The 18,722-nt window shown below is 36.5% G+C and carries 14 protein-coding genes; 6 read left to right on the top strand and 8 right to left on the bottom strand.

Annotation, left to right across the window (positions count from 1 at the left end):
* Positions 1–144: 144 nt before the first annotated feature.
* Positions 145–1,332 carry a phosphoglycerate kinase gene (locus tag ACFO3O_RS07560; protein WP_379977984.1) on the bottom strand — a complete coding sequence of 396 codons (1,188 nt, stop codon included), beginning with the start codon at positions 1,330–1,332 and terminating at the stop codon, positions 145–147.
* 169 nt (positions 1,333–1,501) lie between these two features.
* On the opposite strand from ACFO3O_RS07560, the gene ACFO3O_RS07555 reads away from it, so the two are divergent.
* Together ACFO3O_RS07555 and ACFO3O_RS07550 are read left to right on the top strand one after the other, a co-directional pair.
* Positions 1,502–2,650: a DNA polymerase III subunit gene (locus ACFO3O_RS07555; RefSeq protein WP_379977983.1), complete on the top strand. Its 1,149-nt coding sequence runs from the start codon at positions 1,502–1,504 to the stop codon at positions 2,648–2,650.
* A 68-nt stretch (positions 2,651–2,718) separates the two neighbouring features.
* Positions 2,719–3,120: a DoxX family protein gene (locus ACFO3O_RS07550; RefSeq protein ID WP_379977982.1), complete on the top strand. Its 402-nt coding sequence runs from the start codon at positions 2,719–2,721 to the stop codon at positions 3,118–3,120.
* A gap of 106 nt (positions 3,121–3,226) precedes the next feature.
* On the opposite strand, the gene ACFO3O_RS07545 is transcribed toward ACFO3O_RS07550, so the two are convergent.
* The gene (locus ACFO3O_RS07545) at positions 3,227–3,745 is read right to left on the bottom strand and encodes an OmpH/Skp family outer membrane protein (RefSeq protein ID WP_379977981.1); all 519 of its coding nucleotides are present in this window, start codon (positions 3,743–3,745) and stop codon (positions 3,227–3,229) included.
* Positions 3,746–4,071: 326 nt separating this feature from the next.
* Here ACFO3O_RS07545 and ACFO3O_RS07540 point away from each other — a divergent pair, with 326 nt between their 5' ends.
* A complete protein-coding gene (locus ACFO3O_RS07540) occupies positions 4,072–4,635 on the top strand; it encodes a lipocalin family protein (protein ID WP_379977980.1) in 564 nt (187 codons plus the stop codon).
* 47 nt (positions 4,636–4,682) lie between these two features.
* Here the strand turns inward: ACFO3O_RS07540 and ACFO3O_RS07535 are convergent, their stop codons facing one another.
* The 4 genes from ACFO3O_RS07535 to ACFO3O_RS07520 form a co-directional block, all read right to left on the bottom strand.
* Positions 4,683–5,516, bottom strand: a complete 834-nt coding sequence (locus tag ACFO3O_RS07535) for a class I SAM-dependent methyltransferase (RefSeq protein ID WP_379977979.1) — start codon at positions 5,514–5,516, stop codon at positions 4,683–4,685.
* 91 nt (positions 5,517–5,607) lie between these two features.
* Positions 5,608–7,485: a tRNA uridine-5-carboxymethylaminomethyl(34) synthesis enzyme MnmG gene (gene mnmG, locus ACFO3O_RS07530; protein ID WP_379977978.1), complete on the bottom strand. Its 1,878-nt coding sequence runs from the start codon at positions 7,483–7,485 to the stop codon at positions 5,608–5,610.
* Between the two features lie 138 nt (positions 7,486–7,623).
* Positions 7,624–8,031, bottom strand: coding sequence for an rRNA maturation RNase YbeY (ybeY, locus tag ACFO3O_RS07525; RefSeq protein ID WP_379977977.1), 408 nt, complete (start codon positions 8,029–8,031; stop codon positions 7,624–7,626).
* A complete protein-coding gene (locus ACFO3O_RS07520) occupies positions 8,024–11,542 on the bottom strand; it encodes a hypothetical protein (protein WP_379977976.1) in 3,519 nt (1,172 codons plus the stop codon). Before ACFO3O_RS07520 ends, ybeY begins: the two co-directional genes overlap by 8 nt.
* 91 nt (positions 11,543–11,633) lie before the next feature.
* Here ACFO3O_RS07520 and ACFO3O_RS07515 point away from each other — a divergent pair, with 91 nt between their 5' ends.
* Both ACFO3O_RS07515 and gltX read left to right on the top strand, forming a co-directional pair.
* Complete coding sequence (locus ACFO3O_RS07515; protein ID WP_379977975.1) at positions 11,634–12,686, top strand: alkane 1-monooxygenase; 1,053 nt, start codon at positions 11,634–11,636, stop codon at positions 12,684–12,686.
* 434 nt (positions 12,687–13,120) lie between these two features.
* A complete protein-coding gene (gltX, locus tag ACFO3O_RS07510; RefSeq protein ID WP_379977974.1) occupies positions 13,121–14,635 on the top strand; it encodes a glutamate--tRNA ligase in 1,515 nt (504 codons plus the stop codon).
* 90 nt (positions 14,636–14,725) lie between these two features.
* On the opposite strand, the gene ACFO3O_RS07505 is transcribed toward gltX, so the two are convergent.
* Positions 14,726–15,400 (bottom strand): hypothetical protein, encoded by a 675-nt coding sequence (locus ACFO3O_RS07505; RefSeq protein WP_379977973.1) that lies wholly within the window; start codon positions 15,398–15,400, stop codon positions 14,726–14,728.
* A 157-nt stretch (positions 15,401–15,557) separates the two neighbouring features.
* Between ACFO3O_RS07505 and ACFO3O_RS07500 the strand changes: the two genes are divergently transcribed.
* Positions 15,558–16,514: an SPFH domain-containing protein gene (locus ACFO3O_RS07500; protein ID WP_379977972.1), complete on the top strand. Its 957-nt coding sequence runs from the start codon at positions 15,558–15,560 to the stop codon at positions 16,512–16,514.
* Positions 16,515–16,627: 113 nt separating this feature from the next.
* Here the strand turns inward: ACFO3O_RS07500 and ACFO3O_RS07495 are convergent, their stop codons facing one another.
* Positions 16,628–18,664 (bottom strand): glutamine--tRNA ligase/YqeY domain fusion protein, encoded by a 2,037-nt coding sequence (locus tag ACFO3O_RS07495; RefSeq protein WP_379977971.1) that lies wholly within the window; start codon positions 18,662–18,664, stop codon positions 16,628–16,630.
* Positions 18,665–18,722 lie beyond the last annotated feature (58 nt).

Below are 18,722 nucleotides of genomic sequence, written 5' to 3'. Positions count from 1 at the left end.
ACCCTATTTAATTATTAAGATTTTTTTATTAAGCAATTCTTAGGAAGTGAATTTACCCAATAAAAAAGCACAACGATTACATTGTGCTTTTTTAAAATTCTATTTTATTACTATAAAGTAATATATGCTAAGTGTCGCTACTTATTACTCTAAAATTGCAGCAATACCAGGCAATGTTTTTCCTTCTAGCATTTCAAGCATCGCCCCACCTCCAGTAGAGACGTAGCTTACTTTATGTTCAAATCCAAATTGCTTCACTGCAGATACACTATCCCCTCCTCCTACAAGAGAGAATGCGCCGTTTTTGGTCGCGTCTGCGATACTATTTCCCAAAGCAATTGTAGCGCCAGCAAAAGGTGCCATTTCAAAAACACCTAAAGGACCGTTCCATAAGATAGTCTTCGCGCTTTGCACCACTGCATCAAAGAGCTGTGTAGAGCCCGGTCCTGCATCTAGTCCTTGCCATCCATCTGGAATTTGCGTTATATCTACCATTTTTGTGTTGGCACTTTCAGAAAAATCATCGGCAGCGAGTACGTCTATAGGAAGATGAACGGTAACATTCTTTTCTTCAGCTGCTTTTAGGATGTCTAAAGCAAGCTCCATTTTATCATCTTCACAGATGGAATCTCCAATTTTTCCGCCTTGGGCTTTGATAAATGTGTATGCCATCCCACCTCCTATGATGAGTGCATCTACTTTATCAAGAATGTTTTCTATCACTGTAATTTTTGAAGATACTTTGGCGCCTCCTAGAATAGCTAGTACTGGTTTTTCGCTGTTGTTAAGCACGCGATCTAAACTCTCTATTTCTTTAGAAAGTAATTTTCCAAAACATTTATTTTCTGGAAAAAACTGCGCAATGATGGTTGTAGAGGCATGTGCTCTGTGTGCGGTTCCAAAGGCATCATTTACGTAAATATCTCCTAGGGTTGATAATGCTTTCGCGAAAGCTACATCACCAGCCGTCTCCTCTTTATGATATCTTAGGTTTTCTAGTAGTAAAATCTGTCCCATTTCAAGGTTAGCTGCCGCTTTTTCTGCTTCGTCTCCTACACAATTGGGTACAAATATGACTTCGACACCTATAATTTCTGAAACTTTACTACAAATATGTTTCATAGAAAATTCATCTTCCTGTGCTTTGGGACGTCCTAAGTGGGACATCAAAATAGCAGCTCCCCCATCTTCCAGAATTTTTAAAATAGTTGGTTTTGCCGCTTCAATCCTTGTCGGATCGGTTACTTGAAGTTGGTCATCTAATGGTACATTAAAATCTACACGGATTAATGCTTTCTTATTTTCAAAATTGAAGTGATCTACTGTCTTCATTATTTTTTAATTTTACTCGATCATCGAGCTATAAATGCTCCAAAGCTTGGCTCGAAATCAAATTATTTTTTAATAAACTATCTCGTGCGCTTGGTTCAAGGTAGTTTCCTAGCAAATATAGTAGTTAGAGCGTTTATTTACGTAACAATTCTTTTATATTTGGCGTACTATGCTTTTCGAAAACGTTATCGGTCAAGATTTTATTAAAAATCACCTTACCACAAGTGTGGATGCAGGTCGTATTGCACACGCCCAACTCTTTGTAGGAAAAACAGGTTCAGGCACTTTGCCTATGGCTATTGCTTACGCACAATATATATTGTGTGGCAATACACAGGGAGAAAACACCCAAGGAAACGCTTCTTGTAATCTTAAATTTGAGCAATTAGCACATCCTGATTTGCATTTTGCATATCCTGTGGCGACCAATACCGCTATTAAAAGCCATCCTACATCAAGTCACTTTGCTACAGAGTGGCGCTCATTTGTAAAGGAAAATCCCTATGGAGACCTCTTTGAATGGCATAAACATATTGATATTGAAAAAAAACAAGGTCAAATCGGCGTTGACGAGGCCATAGATATTAATAAAGCCTTAGCGCTAAAAGCCTATGAAGGTGGCTATAAAGTGATGATTATTTGGATGGCAGAAAAAATGAATACTGCTGCTGCAAATAAACTCCTAAAACTGATAGAAGAACCGCCTGCAAAAACCTTGTTTATCCTCATCACAGAAAATGAAGATCAGATCATAGACACCATCAAATCAAGATGTCAAGTACTTCATTTTCCTGCCATAAGTGAGGCACATTTGGCAAATGCACTCGTCTCAAGGCAAGAATGTGATCCAAATGAAGCCCAAAAGATAGCGCATCAAGCACAAGGAGATTATAATGTAGCTTTACATATCTTACATAAAGATGGAGATGATGTACAATTTGAGGAATGGTTTGTTACTTGGGTACGTACGGCTTTTATGGCTAAAGGCAGAAAAGAGTCGGTTATATCTTTATTAGATTGGAGTGAAACTATTGCAAAAACAGGACGTGAAACTCAGAAAAGCTTTCTGTCGTATTGTGTACAATTTTTCCGTCAAGCCATGCTTTTAAATTACAAAACAGACGCCTTAGTGTACCTAGAACCAAAAACTGGTTTTGACCTTAGTAAATTTGCTCCATTTGTGCATGGAAATAACATTATGGATATCATTTCTGAGCTTCAAGACGCCTCTTATCACATAGAACGTAACGGAAATGCCAGAATTATTTTATCGGATCTTTCCATTAAATTAACACGATTACTCCATCGTAAACAATGATCTAATCAATCACTTATACTATTTTTAGACATTACTAAAAATAAATTTAGAAACTTAAAATCATCTTTATGGACTATTTAGTATCCAATATCACCGAAATTTTAATTCTAGTATTCATCATCATTACTTTTTTACAATCTGGACTAGACAAAGTGTTCGATTGGAAGGGTCAAATAAGCTGGTTAAACGGTCATTTTAAGGATACTTTCTTAGGAAGTATGGTACCCCTTTTAGTGGGCATTTTAATTGTTTTTGATATCCTTGCTTCGGTACTTGCTGGGGTGGGAATTTATCAACTTGCGGTACATGATATTCCTACCATGGCATTATATGGATCTATTACTGCTGCCATCACTTTATTGATGCTTTTATTTGGCCAGCGTATTGCTAAAGATTATGCAGGAGCTTTTACGATTGTAGGGTATTTTATTGTAGTGATTTGGGGGGTTTGGTTGTTGTCTAACCATTAAAACAGTGCCTTATATGGTTTTTTACTTGTAAAAAATCAACATTCTTTTAAGCATAAAAAAAGGCGATGAAGTTATCATCGCCTTTTTACATACTTACATGTGTATATTATTCTTTAGCGCTTTTATAGGCTGTGTTTAAGTATTCTAACACGTTACTGGTAATATCTAGCTCCTCTTTACCATACATAACACTTCCAGCATCATTGCTTCCGTAGATGTAAGAATACCCATTGGTTTTTCCGTATTCTTTTACTTTGTCTTTTACTTTAGTGATGACACTATCTATCGCTGCCTGACTATCTGCCTGAAGTTTTCCTATTCTAGCCTGACGTTCTTGCTGAAATTTTTGATCTTCTGCTGCTAATTCTTGATACCGCTCTTGTTGTTTTTTAGGACTCATAGTAGCGCTATTACTAAGAAACTGTTGTTGCTTAATTTGAAGGGGTTGAAACTTAAGTTCTAGGTCCTTAAGAATTTCATCATTTTCTTTTGTAAAGCGTTCTCTTACGTCATTCATCTCTGCATACTCTTTAAATAACTCTTCGGTATTCACAAATGCAGTTTTCTCAGTTTGACATCCGATAACTAAAAAAGCTATTACTAGTAAGATTCCAATTTTTTTCATGGGTGTTTGTGTTTTGCGGCAAAAATAGAAAGTTTGACTTGCTTTACGCATAAAAAACTGAAAATCTTACAAAATAGGAAAATCTTATACTAAAAAATACATTCAATAGATTACACTTATTAAAAATGAATTCGTCAAGCTGTTTTTAAGAGAGAAATAGAAATTATTAGTGGTTATGTATGCTTTTAAAGCTAAAAGAGGCTTAAAAGAGCTTATTTTTAATGTTTAGTCATTCTTTTTGATATTTTTAGTAAAAAATAAATAACCTCCTTTTATTTTAAACAAAAAATCACTTAATTTGCAAAATTAATTATAAAAATCTGAATATGAGTAAATTAGTAAAATTATGTATGGTATTGTTTGTAGTTACTTCTTTTGTAAGTTGTAGCACTGATGATGATGGTGGAAGCGATACTTCTGCTAGTCTTGTGGGAACTTGGAGTGTCACTTCATTAGATTATGAAGGAACAACTAGTTTTGACTTTTTAGGAGAAACGATAAATACCTCTTTTGAAGGAGTAGGTCAAAATTTAGATCTCGATTTTACATTTACTGAAAACCCTAATGAGTATACCGCTGAAGGTTCTTATGATATTGTTCTAGATTTTACTGTAAACGGAATGTCTGAAACAGAAACAACTTCAGTTGATAATCTTCAACAAGTAGGTACTTGGGAACGTAATGGAAATATTCTTTCTATTGACGGAGAGATTATTGATATTGACCTTGATATTCCTGTGGGAGATACTACAGGTATGAGTGAACTTACCATTCTTGAATTGACTGAGACTACATTGAGATTAGGTCAAGATGTAACGGAAGAAGTAACGGAAGAAGGTATCACAGTAAGTATTACAATTAATAGTGAAATTGTCTTCTCTAGACAATAAACAGTTTTATCTATAAAAAAAAGCGACTTTTCTCAAAGTCGCTTTTTTTATGCTTTATGCTTGATCACATAAATCAATGAAGAATAGGCTCCTGTTTTGGTTGCTTTTTGATTAGAGCGCCATCCTGATAAAAAGGCTTTGAGAAAATTCATCTTTCCTGATCTATATTTTTCTGAAAGCAAACTCACATAAAAAGCATCAAACTTCATAGGATGCACATCAATCACTTTCATGTCTTGTTCTTCAAAAAGCAATTGAATCGCTTTTCTAGAAAAATGATATAAATGTCTTGGCACATCATAGGCGGCCCAATCTGTTTTGTACAAAGAGGCATCGTAAGATTCAAAATTAGGGACTGCAATAAAAAGCACTCCTTCCCTACTTAGATTATTTTTTAGCCAAATTAATTGTTCGTTTAAATCATATACGTGTTCCAGAACGTGCCACATAGTAATGGCATCATACGTCGTTTTTTCTTCTGGCAATGCTTCAGTAAGCTGTATGTTTTTTTGTGTAGCTAGATTTCTTGCTTTTTCACTAGGTTCTACTCCAGAAACGTCCCATCCTTTTTTGGACACATATTCTAAAAAATCACCGGTACCTGCACCAATATCTAATAATGATCCTTTAGCAGGCAGATATGAGGTAAGTAGTTTATGCTTTCGCGAAAGCGTAATTCCCTTCACCACCTGATATATTTTTTCAAAAAGAGATCGTTTGCCATCTGTATGAGAAATGTAATCTTCGCTAGCATAATAAGAAGGTAATGCTTCTCTGGATGGTTTTGGCGAAGTAATATACATATGAAAACGCTCATCATATTCCAAACGAAAGGACTCTCCAGAGACAGCATGATCTTTTACGTGAATGGGGGTTTTCATAGATTTTAAATGAAGATTTACAACAGAAAATAGATTGTAGCTATGTGTATATGGATTTATTTTTTACTGTTCCACGTGAAACATTATCAAATTAACGGCCCATATAAACCAGCATTACACTAATATCTGATGGAGAAACACCACTGATACGAGATGCTTGAGAAATGGTGACAGGACGTATTTTTTCAAGTTTTTCTTTCGCTTCGTAAGAAAGCGATTTTAACTTGCTGTAATCAAAATTAGCTGGAATCTTAATGTTTTCTAAACGACTTAATTTATCAGCATTGGCCTTTTCTTTTTCGATATAGCCTGCATATTTGACTTTAATTTCCGCTTGCTCTAGCACGTCTTTTTCAATCGCATTATCTTCTATATACGCAGCTACTTTTTTAAACTTTTTAATATCGTCCAAATGAATTTGAGGACGTGAAAACACCTTAAACATCTTATCAGATTGTTTCATCGGTGACGACCCTCTTTCTTCTAAAAGGTCATTTACCTCCTCTGGAAGGATGCTAGTTTCTTCAAAGTATTTTACCAACTTATCTGAAGCCTCTCTTTTTTCTTCCATCATCATCAGGCGTTCTTCAGACGCTAAACCTGCTTTATAAGACAAAGGTGTTAAACGTTCGTCAGCATTATCTTGACGTAAGAGTGTTCGGTACTCTGCTCTTGACGTAAACATACGATACGGCTCTTCGGTACCTTTAGTAATTAAATCGTCTATTAAAACGCCTATATAGGCTTCGTCACGTTGTAGCATGAAAGGATCTTTCTCATATACTTTTAAATGTGCATTCATTCCCGCCATTAATCCTTGAGAAGCGGCTTCTTCATATCCTGTAGTACCATTAATCTGCCCTGCAAAAAATAACCCATCAACAAGCTTAGTTTCTAACGTATGTGTTAATTGTGTAGGCGGAAAATAATCGTACTCTATCGCATATCCAGGTCTAAAGAACTTTACATTTTCAAAACCAACAACTGATCGCAATGCTTTAAATTGCACATCTTCTGGTAGGGATGTTGAAAATCCATTTACATAAATTTCACAGGTATCCCATCCTTCAGGTTCGACAAATAATTGATGTCTATCTTTATCTGCAAATCGATGAATTTTATCTTCGATCGACGGACAATATCTAGGGCCAATAGATTTAATTCGACCATTAAACATAGGTGAACGATCAAAACCTTCTTTCAATAATTCGTGGACTTCTGGAGAGGTATATGTCATATGACACGGACGCTGATGAGTCAGCGGAGAAGTCTCTTTAGAATAGCTAAACTTTTCTGGAATTTCATCTCCAGGTTGGATAATCATTTTAGAAAAATCCAACGATCTACCATCAACGCGAGGAGGAGTTCCAGTCTTCATTCTTCCTGTATCAAAACCAAAATCTACAAGCTGTTCTGTGATTCCAGTAGACGCTCTTTCTCCTGCTCTACCTCCACCAAATTGTTTATCTCCAATATGGATTAATCCATTAAGAAAAGTTCCATTAGTCAAGACCACAGACTTTGCTTTAATTTCAATACCAAGTGAAGTTCTTACGCCTGTAATTCTATTTTTATCAACGAGTAATCCGCTCACCATCTCTTGATAAAAATCAAGATTAGGTGTGTGTTCTAAACGCAACCTCCATTCTTCTGCAAAACGCATGCGATCACTCTGTACTCTTGGGCTCCACATCGCAGGACCTTTTGACTTGTTGAGCATCTTAAATTGTATGGCTGTTTTATCAGACACGATGCCGCTATATCCTCCAATAGCGTCAATCTCTCGAACGATTTGTCCTTTTGCAATGCCCCCCATCGCTGGGTTACATGACATTTGTGCTATGGTTTGAAGATTCATGGTCACCAATAAGGTCTTGCTTCCCATGTTGGCTGCCGCTGCTGCCGCCTCACATCCAGCATGGCCAGCGCCAACGACAATCACATCATATACATCTTGAAATAGACTCATTGTTTCACGTGGAACATTAAAATAGTATTCGTTATTAACAACATAAGAACACTAAAAATTAGCTTGCAAATATACGCCCTTTCTATCTTTGTTTTTAAAAGTCCTTAACCAATTGTTTCACGTGAAACAATTAACGTATTATCTCTTGTCGAGATAGTAATTTTCTTTAGCTCTCATTGTCACAATATCCTCATCACTTTTGTCTTTATAACCGCAATAATGTAATAATCCATGAACCATTACTCTGTGCAATTCATCAGTAAAAGACACATCAAACTCAATGGCATTTTCGGCCACTCTTTCTGTTGAAATATAAACATCTCCACTCACCACAACTCCTTCGGTATAATCAAAGCTAATCACATCAGTTAAGGTGTCATGATCTAAAAACTCAACATTCATTTTATGTAGGTATTCATCATCACAAAAAATATAATTGACCTCTCCTACTTCTTTATGTTCTTCGTCGATTACTCTCTCTAGCCAGGAAGAAATAACGGTAGGATTCTCTATTTGAAAACCATGTGTCGTATTAAATTCAATCATTGTCTTTTTGGAAATAGTCTTGTACTTTCTTTTTATATTCTTCTTTAAGCGGAAGTGTTTTCCTGTTTAATATCTCTGTAGTATTAAAATATTTTTTGGCTTTATCAATAGAAGAATTCACAGGATTAGCATATCCCTTTAAGTTGGTATTAGATTCTCTTTTTTCTTCTTCTCCTTGTTGAAAGGTTGCTTCTTTCAGCTTTAATAATTCATGTTTTAATTCGGTCATTTTTTGTAAGGTTTCATTATTAAATCCTTTATCTAATAATTGCTGCTCTACATCTTTCATATCCTTGACAAGTTGATCGGCAGTTTCGCCTAATCCACTTTTTTTAATTTCGTCTTCTAACTGTTGCCGAAGCTTTTGTTGCTCTTTGTAAATTTCATAAAGCAATCCTTGTTCATATTCATCCCCTTCATTTCCTTCTCCTTTTTCCTCTCCATCTCCTCGGCTATCTTTCCCATTTTGTCCTCCTTCACCATCTCCTTCACCATCTCCTTCGCCTTCGCCTTCTCCTTCTCCATTTTGTCCTTCTCCATCACCTTCTTTGCCTTGGCCTTTTTCTCCTTCTCCTTCCTCTCCTTTATCACCTTTTTTGCCTTCACCTTGCTTACTGCCTTCTTGCATTTTTTTATTAAGCTCTTCTTGGCTTTGAATAATATCAGGGAGTTGTTGACCTCTTCCCTGACCTTGACCTTGACCTTGCCCTTGCCCCTTTCCTTGACCCTGTCCTTGACCAGACATTTGCATGTTCATTTGATCAAGAGAATTACTTAAAAAGTCTGCAAGTTCATTAGCGCCTGTGACTACATACTGTTGACTACTGACGCCTTGTCGGATTTGATTTTCTGCCAAACGCTCTAGAGCCTTATTTAAATTGAAATCAATTTCGGTTAATGATTGATTGATTTTTTCATCTAATTCTGGTCTACGCAATGCGAGTGCGTACAAACTATCGTCTATGTGTTTAAAGTTTTGTTTTAGGACATTTTGAAGTCGAAGTTTATTAGCAAAATTTGGATTCTTGTCATCCATTATTCTGAAATCATTCATCACATCTTCTTCCTCAAAAGAAAAAACTAACAGATTGTCTAGAATTTGTCGAAGCATCTCAGCATCTTCTTCCATACTTTCTTGACCAGATTGTTGCATACTGGATTGCATCGCCTGACTCATTTGCTTCATTTTATCAGCGGCCTTTTTCTGCTTTTTTTGTGCCCCGGCTTTACTTGGAGAACTTGGTTTTTGCTCTTCCTGTTCTCCGTCTTTAGCGTCTTGGTTTTCTTGTTGCTCTTGTTTTTCTAATTCTTCACTCGCACTTTGTTGCTCTTCTTTAATTTCTTCTTGCTTTTTTTCATCAGTAGGAATCTCCATGGGTTTTTTAAGCCCTTGATTTTCTTCTTCTAATTTCTTGAGATCTTCTTCTAATTTTTCAAACTCTTCGTTGAGTTTATCTTGGGCTACTTTGTTATTTTCTTCGGTATCTTTTTTACTTAGCTCTTCTTGTTTGTTAGCTAACTTCTCTAAGTCGCGAGCTATCTTTTCGGCTTTTTTCTGAACGTAATAGCGCTTGGTCAGTTCTACCATTTGTTCTAGATTCCTTTTATTATTTTTATTTTGCTTTTGAAGCTTTTCTAACTTTTCTGAAAGTTCTTCTTTACTTATTTTCTCACGAAGCTTCTCTAATTCTTCTAATAACTTCTCATTTTCTTTTGCCTTTTTTTCTTGACGTTCTAAACGTTCTTTTAATTTCTCTTTTTCTTCATCAGTAAGTGTTTCTTCTTTTTGAAACTCTTCCAAATTTTCTTTAAGCTGCTTAGAAAAATCTTTCATCATCTCCTCTTGTTGCTTCTGTCGTTTCAGAAAATTTTCTAGCTTTTTTTGATCATTAAAATTCAGTTCTTTCTTTTCTTTTTGCGTTCGCGAAATTTCAGCCAACTCCTTCTCCCTCTCTTTCAGTTTTTCTAATGATTTATCAAGACCTGAAATCGCTTTGTTTTGCTGTTCTAATTGTTGCTGTTCTAATTCACTATCTGTAAACTTCACAAAACTAAATACACTACTTTTGGTACTCTTGTAATTATGAATCGCATCATTGTCAAAAACCTCAAAATAATATTCATAATTCACACCTTCTTGAAGTTGGAGCGTATCAGGAAATGCATAAATAAATTGATCTACATTCCCTTTAGAAATCGCAATATTTTTAAATTCTTTAGCTTCAGATTGTGATGGATAATACACTAAACGTAATTTGGTCAATCCATAGTCATCACTTACTTTTCCATAAAAATAAGTATCCTGATTGCTGATACTATCATTCTTAACCTCTAGATTCATTTGAGGAAATTCATCTTTGATGGTTTGTAAAGTATACGCTAAATTTTCAAAGTTTTTTAACGAACTATTACTCGTGCTTACCTCATAGGATGTGTTTTTGTAGATACGTTGCGCCAGATTATAAACACTTGTAGAAGTGCTTTGTTCCGCTTTCGCGAAAGCGTACACTGTATCCTTCAAAACCAAATCAACTTGGTCTGTTTCACGTGTATCAAGCATCCAAGTGACTTTGGTGCCTTCGGGTATGATGGCATTTCCTGTATTCTTAATGCGCTCGGTTGCTTTTTGAGTATGGGATGGATAGTTTAATTCCATTTCAAAATTAACGAGTACAGGAACTTTAAGTACCTCTAGTGTATACGCTTGTGATGTTACTTTATTGGCTTGTAAATAAAACGAAATATCACCTGCAGGTTGCTCAAAAGTATAACTATACTCTCCTGGCGTCACTTGTTGTAAGAAATAAACCTCATCGTTAAAATGAATAGATGCCTCCTCAGGAATGACATCTCCCACAGTTCGAACGAGTAACGTATAGTTTCTATTTTCTACTGCTTGTAAATTTTCATTTACTACAAAAAAACGAAAAGGTGCAGGAGGTTCATAAGCCTCATTATAATTCACCACTCGCTCATAACTAGATGAAAATACCTCTTCTTTACCTGCATAGTTCACTAATAAAAAAACAACCACAGGAATAGCGGCATATTTTAAGTATTTGAGATTTTTCTTAAAATTAATTGCTAAACGAAAAGGAACAGGCGCTAATTCCTCACTTTTTTGCTCTATACTCGCCAACATTAACTCAGAATCTTGAGAGTCACTATGCAATTGGAGTGTATTAATCAGCTTATCACTGACTTCTGGGAAATGATTTCCAATCAACTGTGCAGCATCTTTATAGTCTATTCCTTTAGACAGCTTAAAAAGCCTAGCTAATGGGAGTATAATAAATTTCGCAAGTAACGCGACTTCTACACCAATAAAAAGCCAAAATAATACGGTCCTCCCTGCAGAACTTAACCAGAAAAAATATTCGATTAAGAGGGTAAGTAAAAAATACAATACGCCAAATGCAAAAAAGAGAATCGCCCCTTTAAGCAGCTCATTCGTGTAATATTTACGTATAAAGCGCTCTAGCTTTTGTTCTATGTTTTTAAATGTGTTCATTTTTCTTTCTATACCAACCCCTAAAACTACAATTTTATTATGTTTTCTAAATACTTTACTTTTATAACGCCTTGTTAAAGTTTACCTGTTTATGAAAGATTTAAAATATTTATCGGCATATCTCGTGCCTTTGTGTGCCATCATAGGAGTATTCTTGCAAGGACCCTGGTCTTTGTTGACACCAGTGTATGCCTTTGTTCTGGTGCCTATTTTAGAACTTCTATTTCCAGTAAATGACACCAACATTTCTGATGAAGAAAAACAATCTAAAGCAACCCTACATTGGACAGATTTTCTACTATACCTAAATGTGATCATTGTCTTTGGTATTATATACTTTACAATTACAACAATAACTTCAAATAAACTTTCCAGTTATGAAATGATTGGATTGATTTTTTCTTGTGGTATTGTGATAGGCTCTAATGGAATCAACGTAGCGCATGAACTTGGCCATCGCAATAGTAAAGTAGAACAGTTTTTAGGAAAGCTATTATTACTTCCTGCATTGTATATGCACTTTTTTATCGAACATAATTTTGGACATCACCTCCATGCTGCTACTCCACAAGATCCTGCGACAGCAAAATACAACCAACCCTTATATCATTTTTGGTTTACATCCATTACAAGGCAATATACCAATGCGTGGCGCATACAAATGAGGTTACTTAAAGGAGAAAAACATTCTTTTCTGTCTTATAAAAATGATATGCTTTGGTACACCATTTTTCAGATATTGTACTTATATTCAGCTTATTACTTTTTTGGAAGTATTGGTTTTCAAGTCGTTTTATTTGCGGCTATTGCTGGTTTTCTTTTATTAGAAACCATTAACTACATAGAGCACTACGGACTGCGCAGAAAGAAGAGAGAAAGTGGCCGGTATGAACGTGTACGCGAAGTACATTCTTGGAACAGCAATCATGTTTTTGGACGTATTATGTTATTTGAATTAACGCGTCATAGCGATCATCATTATCGTGCTAATAAGAAATACCAGTTATTGGATTATCATGAGATCAGTCCGCAGTTACCGTATGGATATCCTACCAGTATGGTCCTTGCACTCTTCCCTCCTATTTGGTTTAAAATTATGAATAAGAGAGTGCCAGAAGATCAAAAGCCTGTTATCCCATCCTAGCCTCACCTTTAGGGAGGAATTAAAAGGATTATAAAATCAAATAGTCTTGGTGGTAATTTAAAATCGTTTGTAATTTTTAAAACAAACTATTTTAAATTTTCCGTTACCATACCACCAAACAAGAGAGTGCCAGAAGATCAAAAGCCTGTTATCCCATCCTAGCCTTCCTAAAGGGAAGGGATCTACAACCAAATAGCCTTGGTGGTTATTTAAAATGATTTGTAAATTTTATACAAATTCATTTTAAATCTTCCGTTCTATACTCCAAAATAAACAAGCTTAGGAAGATCAGAAGTTTTTCACTTCCTAACCTTTTATAATGGACGGAATTTAAACCCCTCACCCTAAGCTTCAATCAAAAGAGGAACGAGTTTGTTTTTTTTAAGACTTTCCCCAAGCAAACATTTATCTTTGCACCCTTAAAACATACATTTATGTCTCAACAAGTTCGAGTGCGTTTTGCGCCTAGTCCTACAGGACCTTTACATATTGGGGGGGTGCGTACCGCCCTTTTTAATTTCCTTTTTGCAAAAAAGCATGGGGGAACCTTTGTGCTTCGTATTGAAGATACCGACCAAAACCGATATGTTCCTGGTGCTGAAGATTATATCAGAGAAAGTTTAGATTGGTGTGGGATTCCGTATGATGAAGGTCCCGGTCGTGAAGGCGATGTTGGCCCATATAAACAAAGTGAGCGTAAGGAGATATATGCCGCTTTCGCGAAAGCTTTATTAGACTCCAAAAATGCCTACTACGCATTTGATACCGCAGCACAACTATCCACCTTACGAAGCGAACTTGAAGCTAAAGGAGAAACTTTTATCTACAATTGGCACAATCGTATGCAACTTGATAATTCATTGGTACTTTCTGAAGAAGAAGTGCAGAAACGAATAAATGCAGGCGAAGACTATGTGATTCGTTTTAAAGCACCACAAGATGAAATCTTACAATTGCATGACGAAATTCGTGGAGATATCAACATAAACACCAACATCCTAGATGATAAAGTCCTTTTTAAATCGGATGGGATGCCTACCTATCATCTGGCGAATATTGTGGATGACCATTTGATGAACATCACCCACGTGATCCGTGGCGAAGAGTGGTTACCATCACTAGCGTTACACGTGTTGTTATACCGTGCTTTTGAATGGGAAGCACCAAAATTTGCACACCTTCCTTTAATTTTAAAACCCGTAGGAAAAGGGAAATTAAACAAGCGTGATGGGGATAAGTTAGGGTTTCCTGTTTTCCCTTTACAATGGAAAGATCCAAAAACAAATGAAATCTCATCGGGCTACAGAGAAGATGGGTATCTTCCCGAAGCTGTAATTAATATGCTTGCCTTTTTAGGGTGGAATCCAGGGACAGAACAAGAAATTTTCTCATTAGAAGAATTGATAGCAGCTTTTGACCTTACAAGAGTCAATAAAGCGGGTGCTAAGTTTGATCCAGAGAAAACAAAGTGGTTCCAACAACATTATCTGCAAGAAGCGAGCAATGAAACTGTTTCGGCTAGTTTTATGGAACTTCTTATTAAAAAAGGTGTTAATGTATCACTTAACTATGTAACCACGGTAACAGCGCTTATTAAAGAGCGTGCCACTTTTGTAGCTGATCTTTGGGAGTTAGGTTCTTATTTCTTTGAAGCGCCTACCGCTTATGATGAAAAAGCAGCTAAAAAAGGATGGAAAGAAGATACGGGAGAGCTTATGCAACAAGTGGCGACTATTATTAAAGGTGTCGATCCCTTTGACGCTCCTACCCTACAAGACGCTGTAAAAGGATGGATCACGCGTAACGAACTTGGTTTTGGAAAAGTCATGCAGCCCTTGCGATTAAGTCTTGTTGGAGCCATGCAAGGTCCTGATGTATTTGCCATCGCAGCAACTATCGGAAAGGAAGAAACGATTGCGCGTATTCAAAAAGCAATTAACACTTTGTAATACCCTATATTTCTTAAAAGTCTGTTCGAGCGCAGTCAAGAACTAGTTTAAAAGCTATACTTCTCGACTGCGCTCGAAGGGATATCATTGCTACAAATAGAAAACAACTCCAGCAGAAATAAAAGAAGCAGTTCCTTTAAAATCTCTTGCCTCAGAATCTATAAGCTCTAATTCTTGTTTATTCAAACCATTGAGAATATTAGTGAGTCCATATTGATATTGAACGGTAAGGCGCACATTTTCAAAACCTCCTGTCAAAGCAAGAACAGCAAAAGGATTAATAGTTGATATTTCTTGTAAATCACTTCCTGTAAGCGTCGTATATCCAGCTATTCTGGTGTTTCCCTGATTATCATCTTTAAGCTTCATTTTACCGTTAACAAGTAAGGAAGGCCCAAAATCTATAGCAAGATTCTGACCTATAATATTATAGCTCAATAAAAGATTAAACTGTGCACCTATAATTCCGTAATCAATTTGATTCTCTATCGCCTGACTGGCTCCTGCTCCTTGTACAGAAACATTGGCATTGATAAAATCAATACCGTATACAATACCCCAATCATTATAAAAACGTCCTCTCGTAGTAAAACCGCCTTGAAAACCTTCCTTTCCATCAGTTTGGAAATCAGAAGTTTCTATAGAAGAAAATAAGAGTTTAGCTTGCACCCCTATTCTGTTATAACTTCCTCTGTTTCGATAAGATTGCCCCATCACTGTTGTCATACTGACAAAAAATAGGAAAATAAATAAGTATGATTTCATGGGATCTAGGGGGTTAAATTGATAGTAGGTTGATATAAAACAAAGGCGCAAAAGTAGTAAATACTAAAAGACTTGTTACATTTTTATCATAACGACGACATATCTCTAGTTATTTTAATAACTTATACACTTTAAATCACTAACTAAAAAAATCATTATGGGAAACATTGGACTTTATATCTTTTTATTTTTTGGTATCCTGATTGTCCTCTCGGGAATATTTATGGTCAAACAACAAACGGCGGCGATTGTTGAACGTTTTGGAAAATTTATAGGAGTACGTAACTCTGGATTACAATTTAAAATTCCAGTATTTGATAAGATCGCAGGACGTGTCAATTTACGTATCCAACAACTTGATGTTGTTGTAGAAACAAAAACAAAAGATGATGTATTTGTACGTCTTAAAATCTCCGTACAATTTCAAGTTCGTAAAGATGCCGTATATGATGCCTTCTATAAATTAGAAAACCCACACGATCAGATTACATCTTATGTATTTGATGTGGTTCGTGCCGAAGTGCCAAAAATGAAACTAGATGATGTTTTTGAGCGTAAAGATGATATTGCCATTGCTGTAAAAGGAGAATTGAATGAAGCGATGTCTAGCTATGGTTTTGACATCATTAAAACCCTTGTTACAGACATTGATCCTGATTTACAAGTAAAAGAAGCCATGAACCGTATTAATGCGGCAGAGCGTGAAAAAGTAGCAGCTGAGTTTGAAGCAGAAGCAGAGCGTATTAAAATTGTAGCAAAAGCACGTGCCGAAGCAGAATCTAAACGCTTACAAGGACAAGGTATTGCTGACCAACGTCGTGAAATTGCGCGTGGTCTAGAAGAGTCTGTAGATGTATTAAATAATGTAGGAATCAATTCTCAAGAAGCTTCTGCCCTTATTGTAGTAACACAGCATTATGACACGCTACAATCTATGGGAGAGCAAACCAACTCTAACTTAATCTTAATGCCGAATTCTCCGCAAGCTGGAAGTAATATGCTTAATGACATGATCGCTTCTTTTGTGGCTTCTAACCAAATAGGAGAACAAATGAAAAAAGACAATGAAGCTAAAGGTATTGTTAACAAAAAGAAACCTAGAGGAGAAGCGTAATTCTTCTGTACACTAAAAATAGAAACCCCTGAAGAAATTTCTTCAGGGGTTTTGCTTTACCCTATTTTTAAGCTTTTCTACCCTTTTTTTAGAAGATGAACTCAAACAGATCGTTACAATTTACTCGCTGCTTCACGCAACAGCTCATTTGCATCTTCTTTTGCTTTCTGAACAAATTCTTCGGCACCTGGAATGTCTTTTAGTGATTTTGAGTGCGCTTTCGCGAAAGCGTATAAACTCTCAATCCCCGCCATACGAGTACCTATCTTCTTTGCGGCAGTGTTAAAGAATCCTATGACCTCCTCTTCGGTAAGATTTATAGCCAACTTTTGGATACTCTCCATTGTCGATAAACGCTTTTCTTCCGGAAGATTGGCTAGTTTTTTTCCTAACTTATTGATTTGACTCAATGCGGAAGCTTGTTGTTGCTGTGGTGCCGCTTTTTGAGGCTGTGGATTGTTTTGCTGTGGCTTTGGTTTTTGTTTTGCCCAAGAATCACGCAATCCTACTGTACGGTTAAACACTAATTTTTCTGGTCTGCTATCCAAATCTACATTAAAATAGCCCATACGCTGGAACTGAAAACGATCACCTACCTTGGCATCCGCTAAAAAAGGTTCTACATAGCCTGTAATCACTTTTAGAGACTCAGGGTTGATGTATTGCATAAAATCGGTGTCCTTGTCTCCATCGGGAGATTCATGATTAAATAAGCGATCATATAAGCGAATCTCTGCAGGAATTGCATGCGCAATAGATACCCAATGTAAGGTTCCTTTTACATGGCGTTTAGATGCCTCTGTACCACTTCCTGATCGACTTTCTGGATCATAGGTACAGTGTATTTCTGTAATGGTTCCGTGGGCATCTTTTACAACATCTTCGCCTTTAATAATATAGGCATTCTTTAATCGCACTTCCTTTCCAAGAGTCAGTCGGAAAAACTTACTTCCGGCTTCTTCTTTAAAGTCTTCGCGTTCAATATATAATTCACCACTAAAAGGCACTTGATGTTCCCCTGCATTAGGGTCTTCAGGATTATTTTCGGCAGCGACTAATTCTTCTTTTCCTTCTGGGTAATTGGTAATTACTAATTTCACAGGATCAAGTACACCCATGACACGGGTTGCTGTCTTATTGAGGTCTTCTCGAATGTTAAATTCTAACAAAGAGGCATCAATTACATTTTCGCGTTTGGCAACGCCTACTGTGTCTATAAACTTACGAATCGCCGCTGGGGTATATCCTCTTCTGCGTAGTCCTGAAATGGTAGGCATACGAGGGTCATCCCATCCAGAAACAACACCCTCTTCTACTAAGCGTAATAACTTACGCTTACTCATAATCGTATAACTCAAGTTTAAGCGTGCGAATTCGCGTTGTTTTGTGCGTACATCTTCTCCCGTATACACTTGGTCCAAAAACCAATCGTATAGCTTTCTATGAGGTTTAAATTCTAGCGAACATAAACTATGGGAGATTTGCTCTATGTAATCACTTTCTCCATGCGTCCAATCATACATAGGGTAGATACACCATTCATTCCCTGTACGGTGATGTTCTTTATGCATAATACGATACATCATAGGATCTCGCATCAGCATATTAGGGTCTTCCATATCAATCTTTGCACGAAGGATATGCGTACCTGCTTCAAACTCCCCATTTTTCATTCGGGTGAAAAGATCTAAATTCTCTTCGACAGAGCGGTCACGATATGGACCTGCCACACCAGGTTCTGTGGGTGTTCCTTTTTGGGCTGCTATTTCTTCACTGGTCTGACTGTCTACATACGCTTTACCATCTTTAATCATTTGGACGGCCCAATCATATAGCTTTTGGAAATAATCACTAGAATAACATTCTTTATCCCATTGGTATCCAAGCCAAGCGACATCTTCTTTGATAGCATCTACATATTCTTGTTCTTCTTTGGCTGGATTGGTATCGTCAAAACGCAAATTTACAGGCGCATTATACTTCTCCCCTAATCCAAAACTAATGCAGATGGCTTTGCAATGCCCAATGTGTAAATAGCCATTAGGTTCTGGTGGAAATCGAAAACGCAATTGGTCTCTTGTATAGCCATTTGCTAGATCGTCTTCTATGATTTGCTCTAAAAAATTGAGTGGTTTATGTGATTCTGTCATCTCCCTTAAAATTGAAGGCATAAAATTACGGAAAAATCCCGCGCTAGAAGTCAAAAAG

Origin of the sequence: Dokdonia ponticola (assembly GCF_042653865.1) — a bacterium.
Classification (GTDB): Bacteria; Bacteroidota; Bacteroidia; order Flavobacteriales; family Flavobacteriaceae; genus Dokdonia; species Dokdonia ponticola.
This window is presented reverse-complemented; position numbering and strand designations above follow the sequence as displayed.

Excerpts from the sequence above, each read along its gene's own strand:
- ACFO3O_RS07560 (WP_379977984.1), bottom strand. The coding sequence starts at position 1,332 with ATGAAGACAGTAGATCACTTCAATTTTGAAAATAAGAAAGCATTAATC.
- ACFO3O_RS07555 (WP_379977983.1), top strand. The coding sequence starts at position 1,502 with ATGCTTTTCGAAAACGTTATCGGTCAAGATTTTATTAAAAATCACCTT.
- ACFO3O_RS07550 (WP_379977982.1), top strand. The coding sequence starts at position 2,719 with ATGGACTATTTAGTATCCAATATCACCGAAATTTTAATTCTAGTATTC.
- ACFO3O_RS07545 (WP_379977981.1), bottom strand. The coding sequence starts at position 3,745 with ATGAAAAAAATTGGAATCTTACTAGTAATAGCTTTTTTAGTTATCGGA.
- ACFO3O_RS07540 (WP_379977980.1), top strand. The coding sequence starts at position 4,072 with ATGAGTAAATTAGTAAAATTATGTATGGTATTGTTTGTAGTTACTTCT.
- ACFO3O_RS07535 (WP_379977979.1), bottom strand. The coding sequence starts at position 5,516 with ATGAAAACCCCCATTCACGTAAAAGATCATGCTGTCTCTGGAGAGTCC.
- mnmG (WP_379977978.1), bottom strand. The coding sequence starts at position 7,485 with ATGAGTCTATTTCAAGATGTATATGATGTGATTGTCGTTGGCGCTGGC.
- ybeY (WP_379977977.1), bottom strand. The coding sequence starts at position 8,031 with ATGATTGAATTTAATACGACACATGGTTTTCAAATAGAGAATCCTACC.
- ACFO3O_RS07520 (WP_379977976.1), bottom strand. The coding sequence starts at position 11,542 with ATGAACACATTTAAAAACATAGAACAAAAGCTAGAGCGCTTTATACGT.
- ACFO3O_RS07515 (WP_379977975.1), top strand. The coding sequence starts at position 11,634 with ATGAAAGATTTAAAATATTTATCGGCATATCTCGTGCCTTTGTGTGCC.
- gltX (WP_379977974.1), top strand. The coding sequence starts at position 13,121 with ATGTCTCAACAAGTTCGAGTGCGTTTTGCGCCTAGTCCTACAGGACCT.
- ACFO3O_RS07505 (WP_379977973.1), bottom strand. The coding sequence starts at position 15,400 with ATGAAATCATACTTATTTATTTTCCTATTTTTTGTCAGTATGACAACA.
- ACFO3O_RS07500 (WP_379977972.1), top strand. The coding sequence starts at position 15,558 with ATGGGAAACATTGGACTTTATATCTTTTTATTTTTTGGTATCCTGATT.
- ACFO3O_RS07495 (WP_379977971.1), bottom strand. The coding sequence starts at position 18,664 with ATGACAGAATCACATAAACCACTCAATTTTTTAGAGCAAATCATAGAA.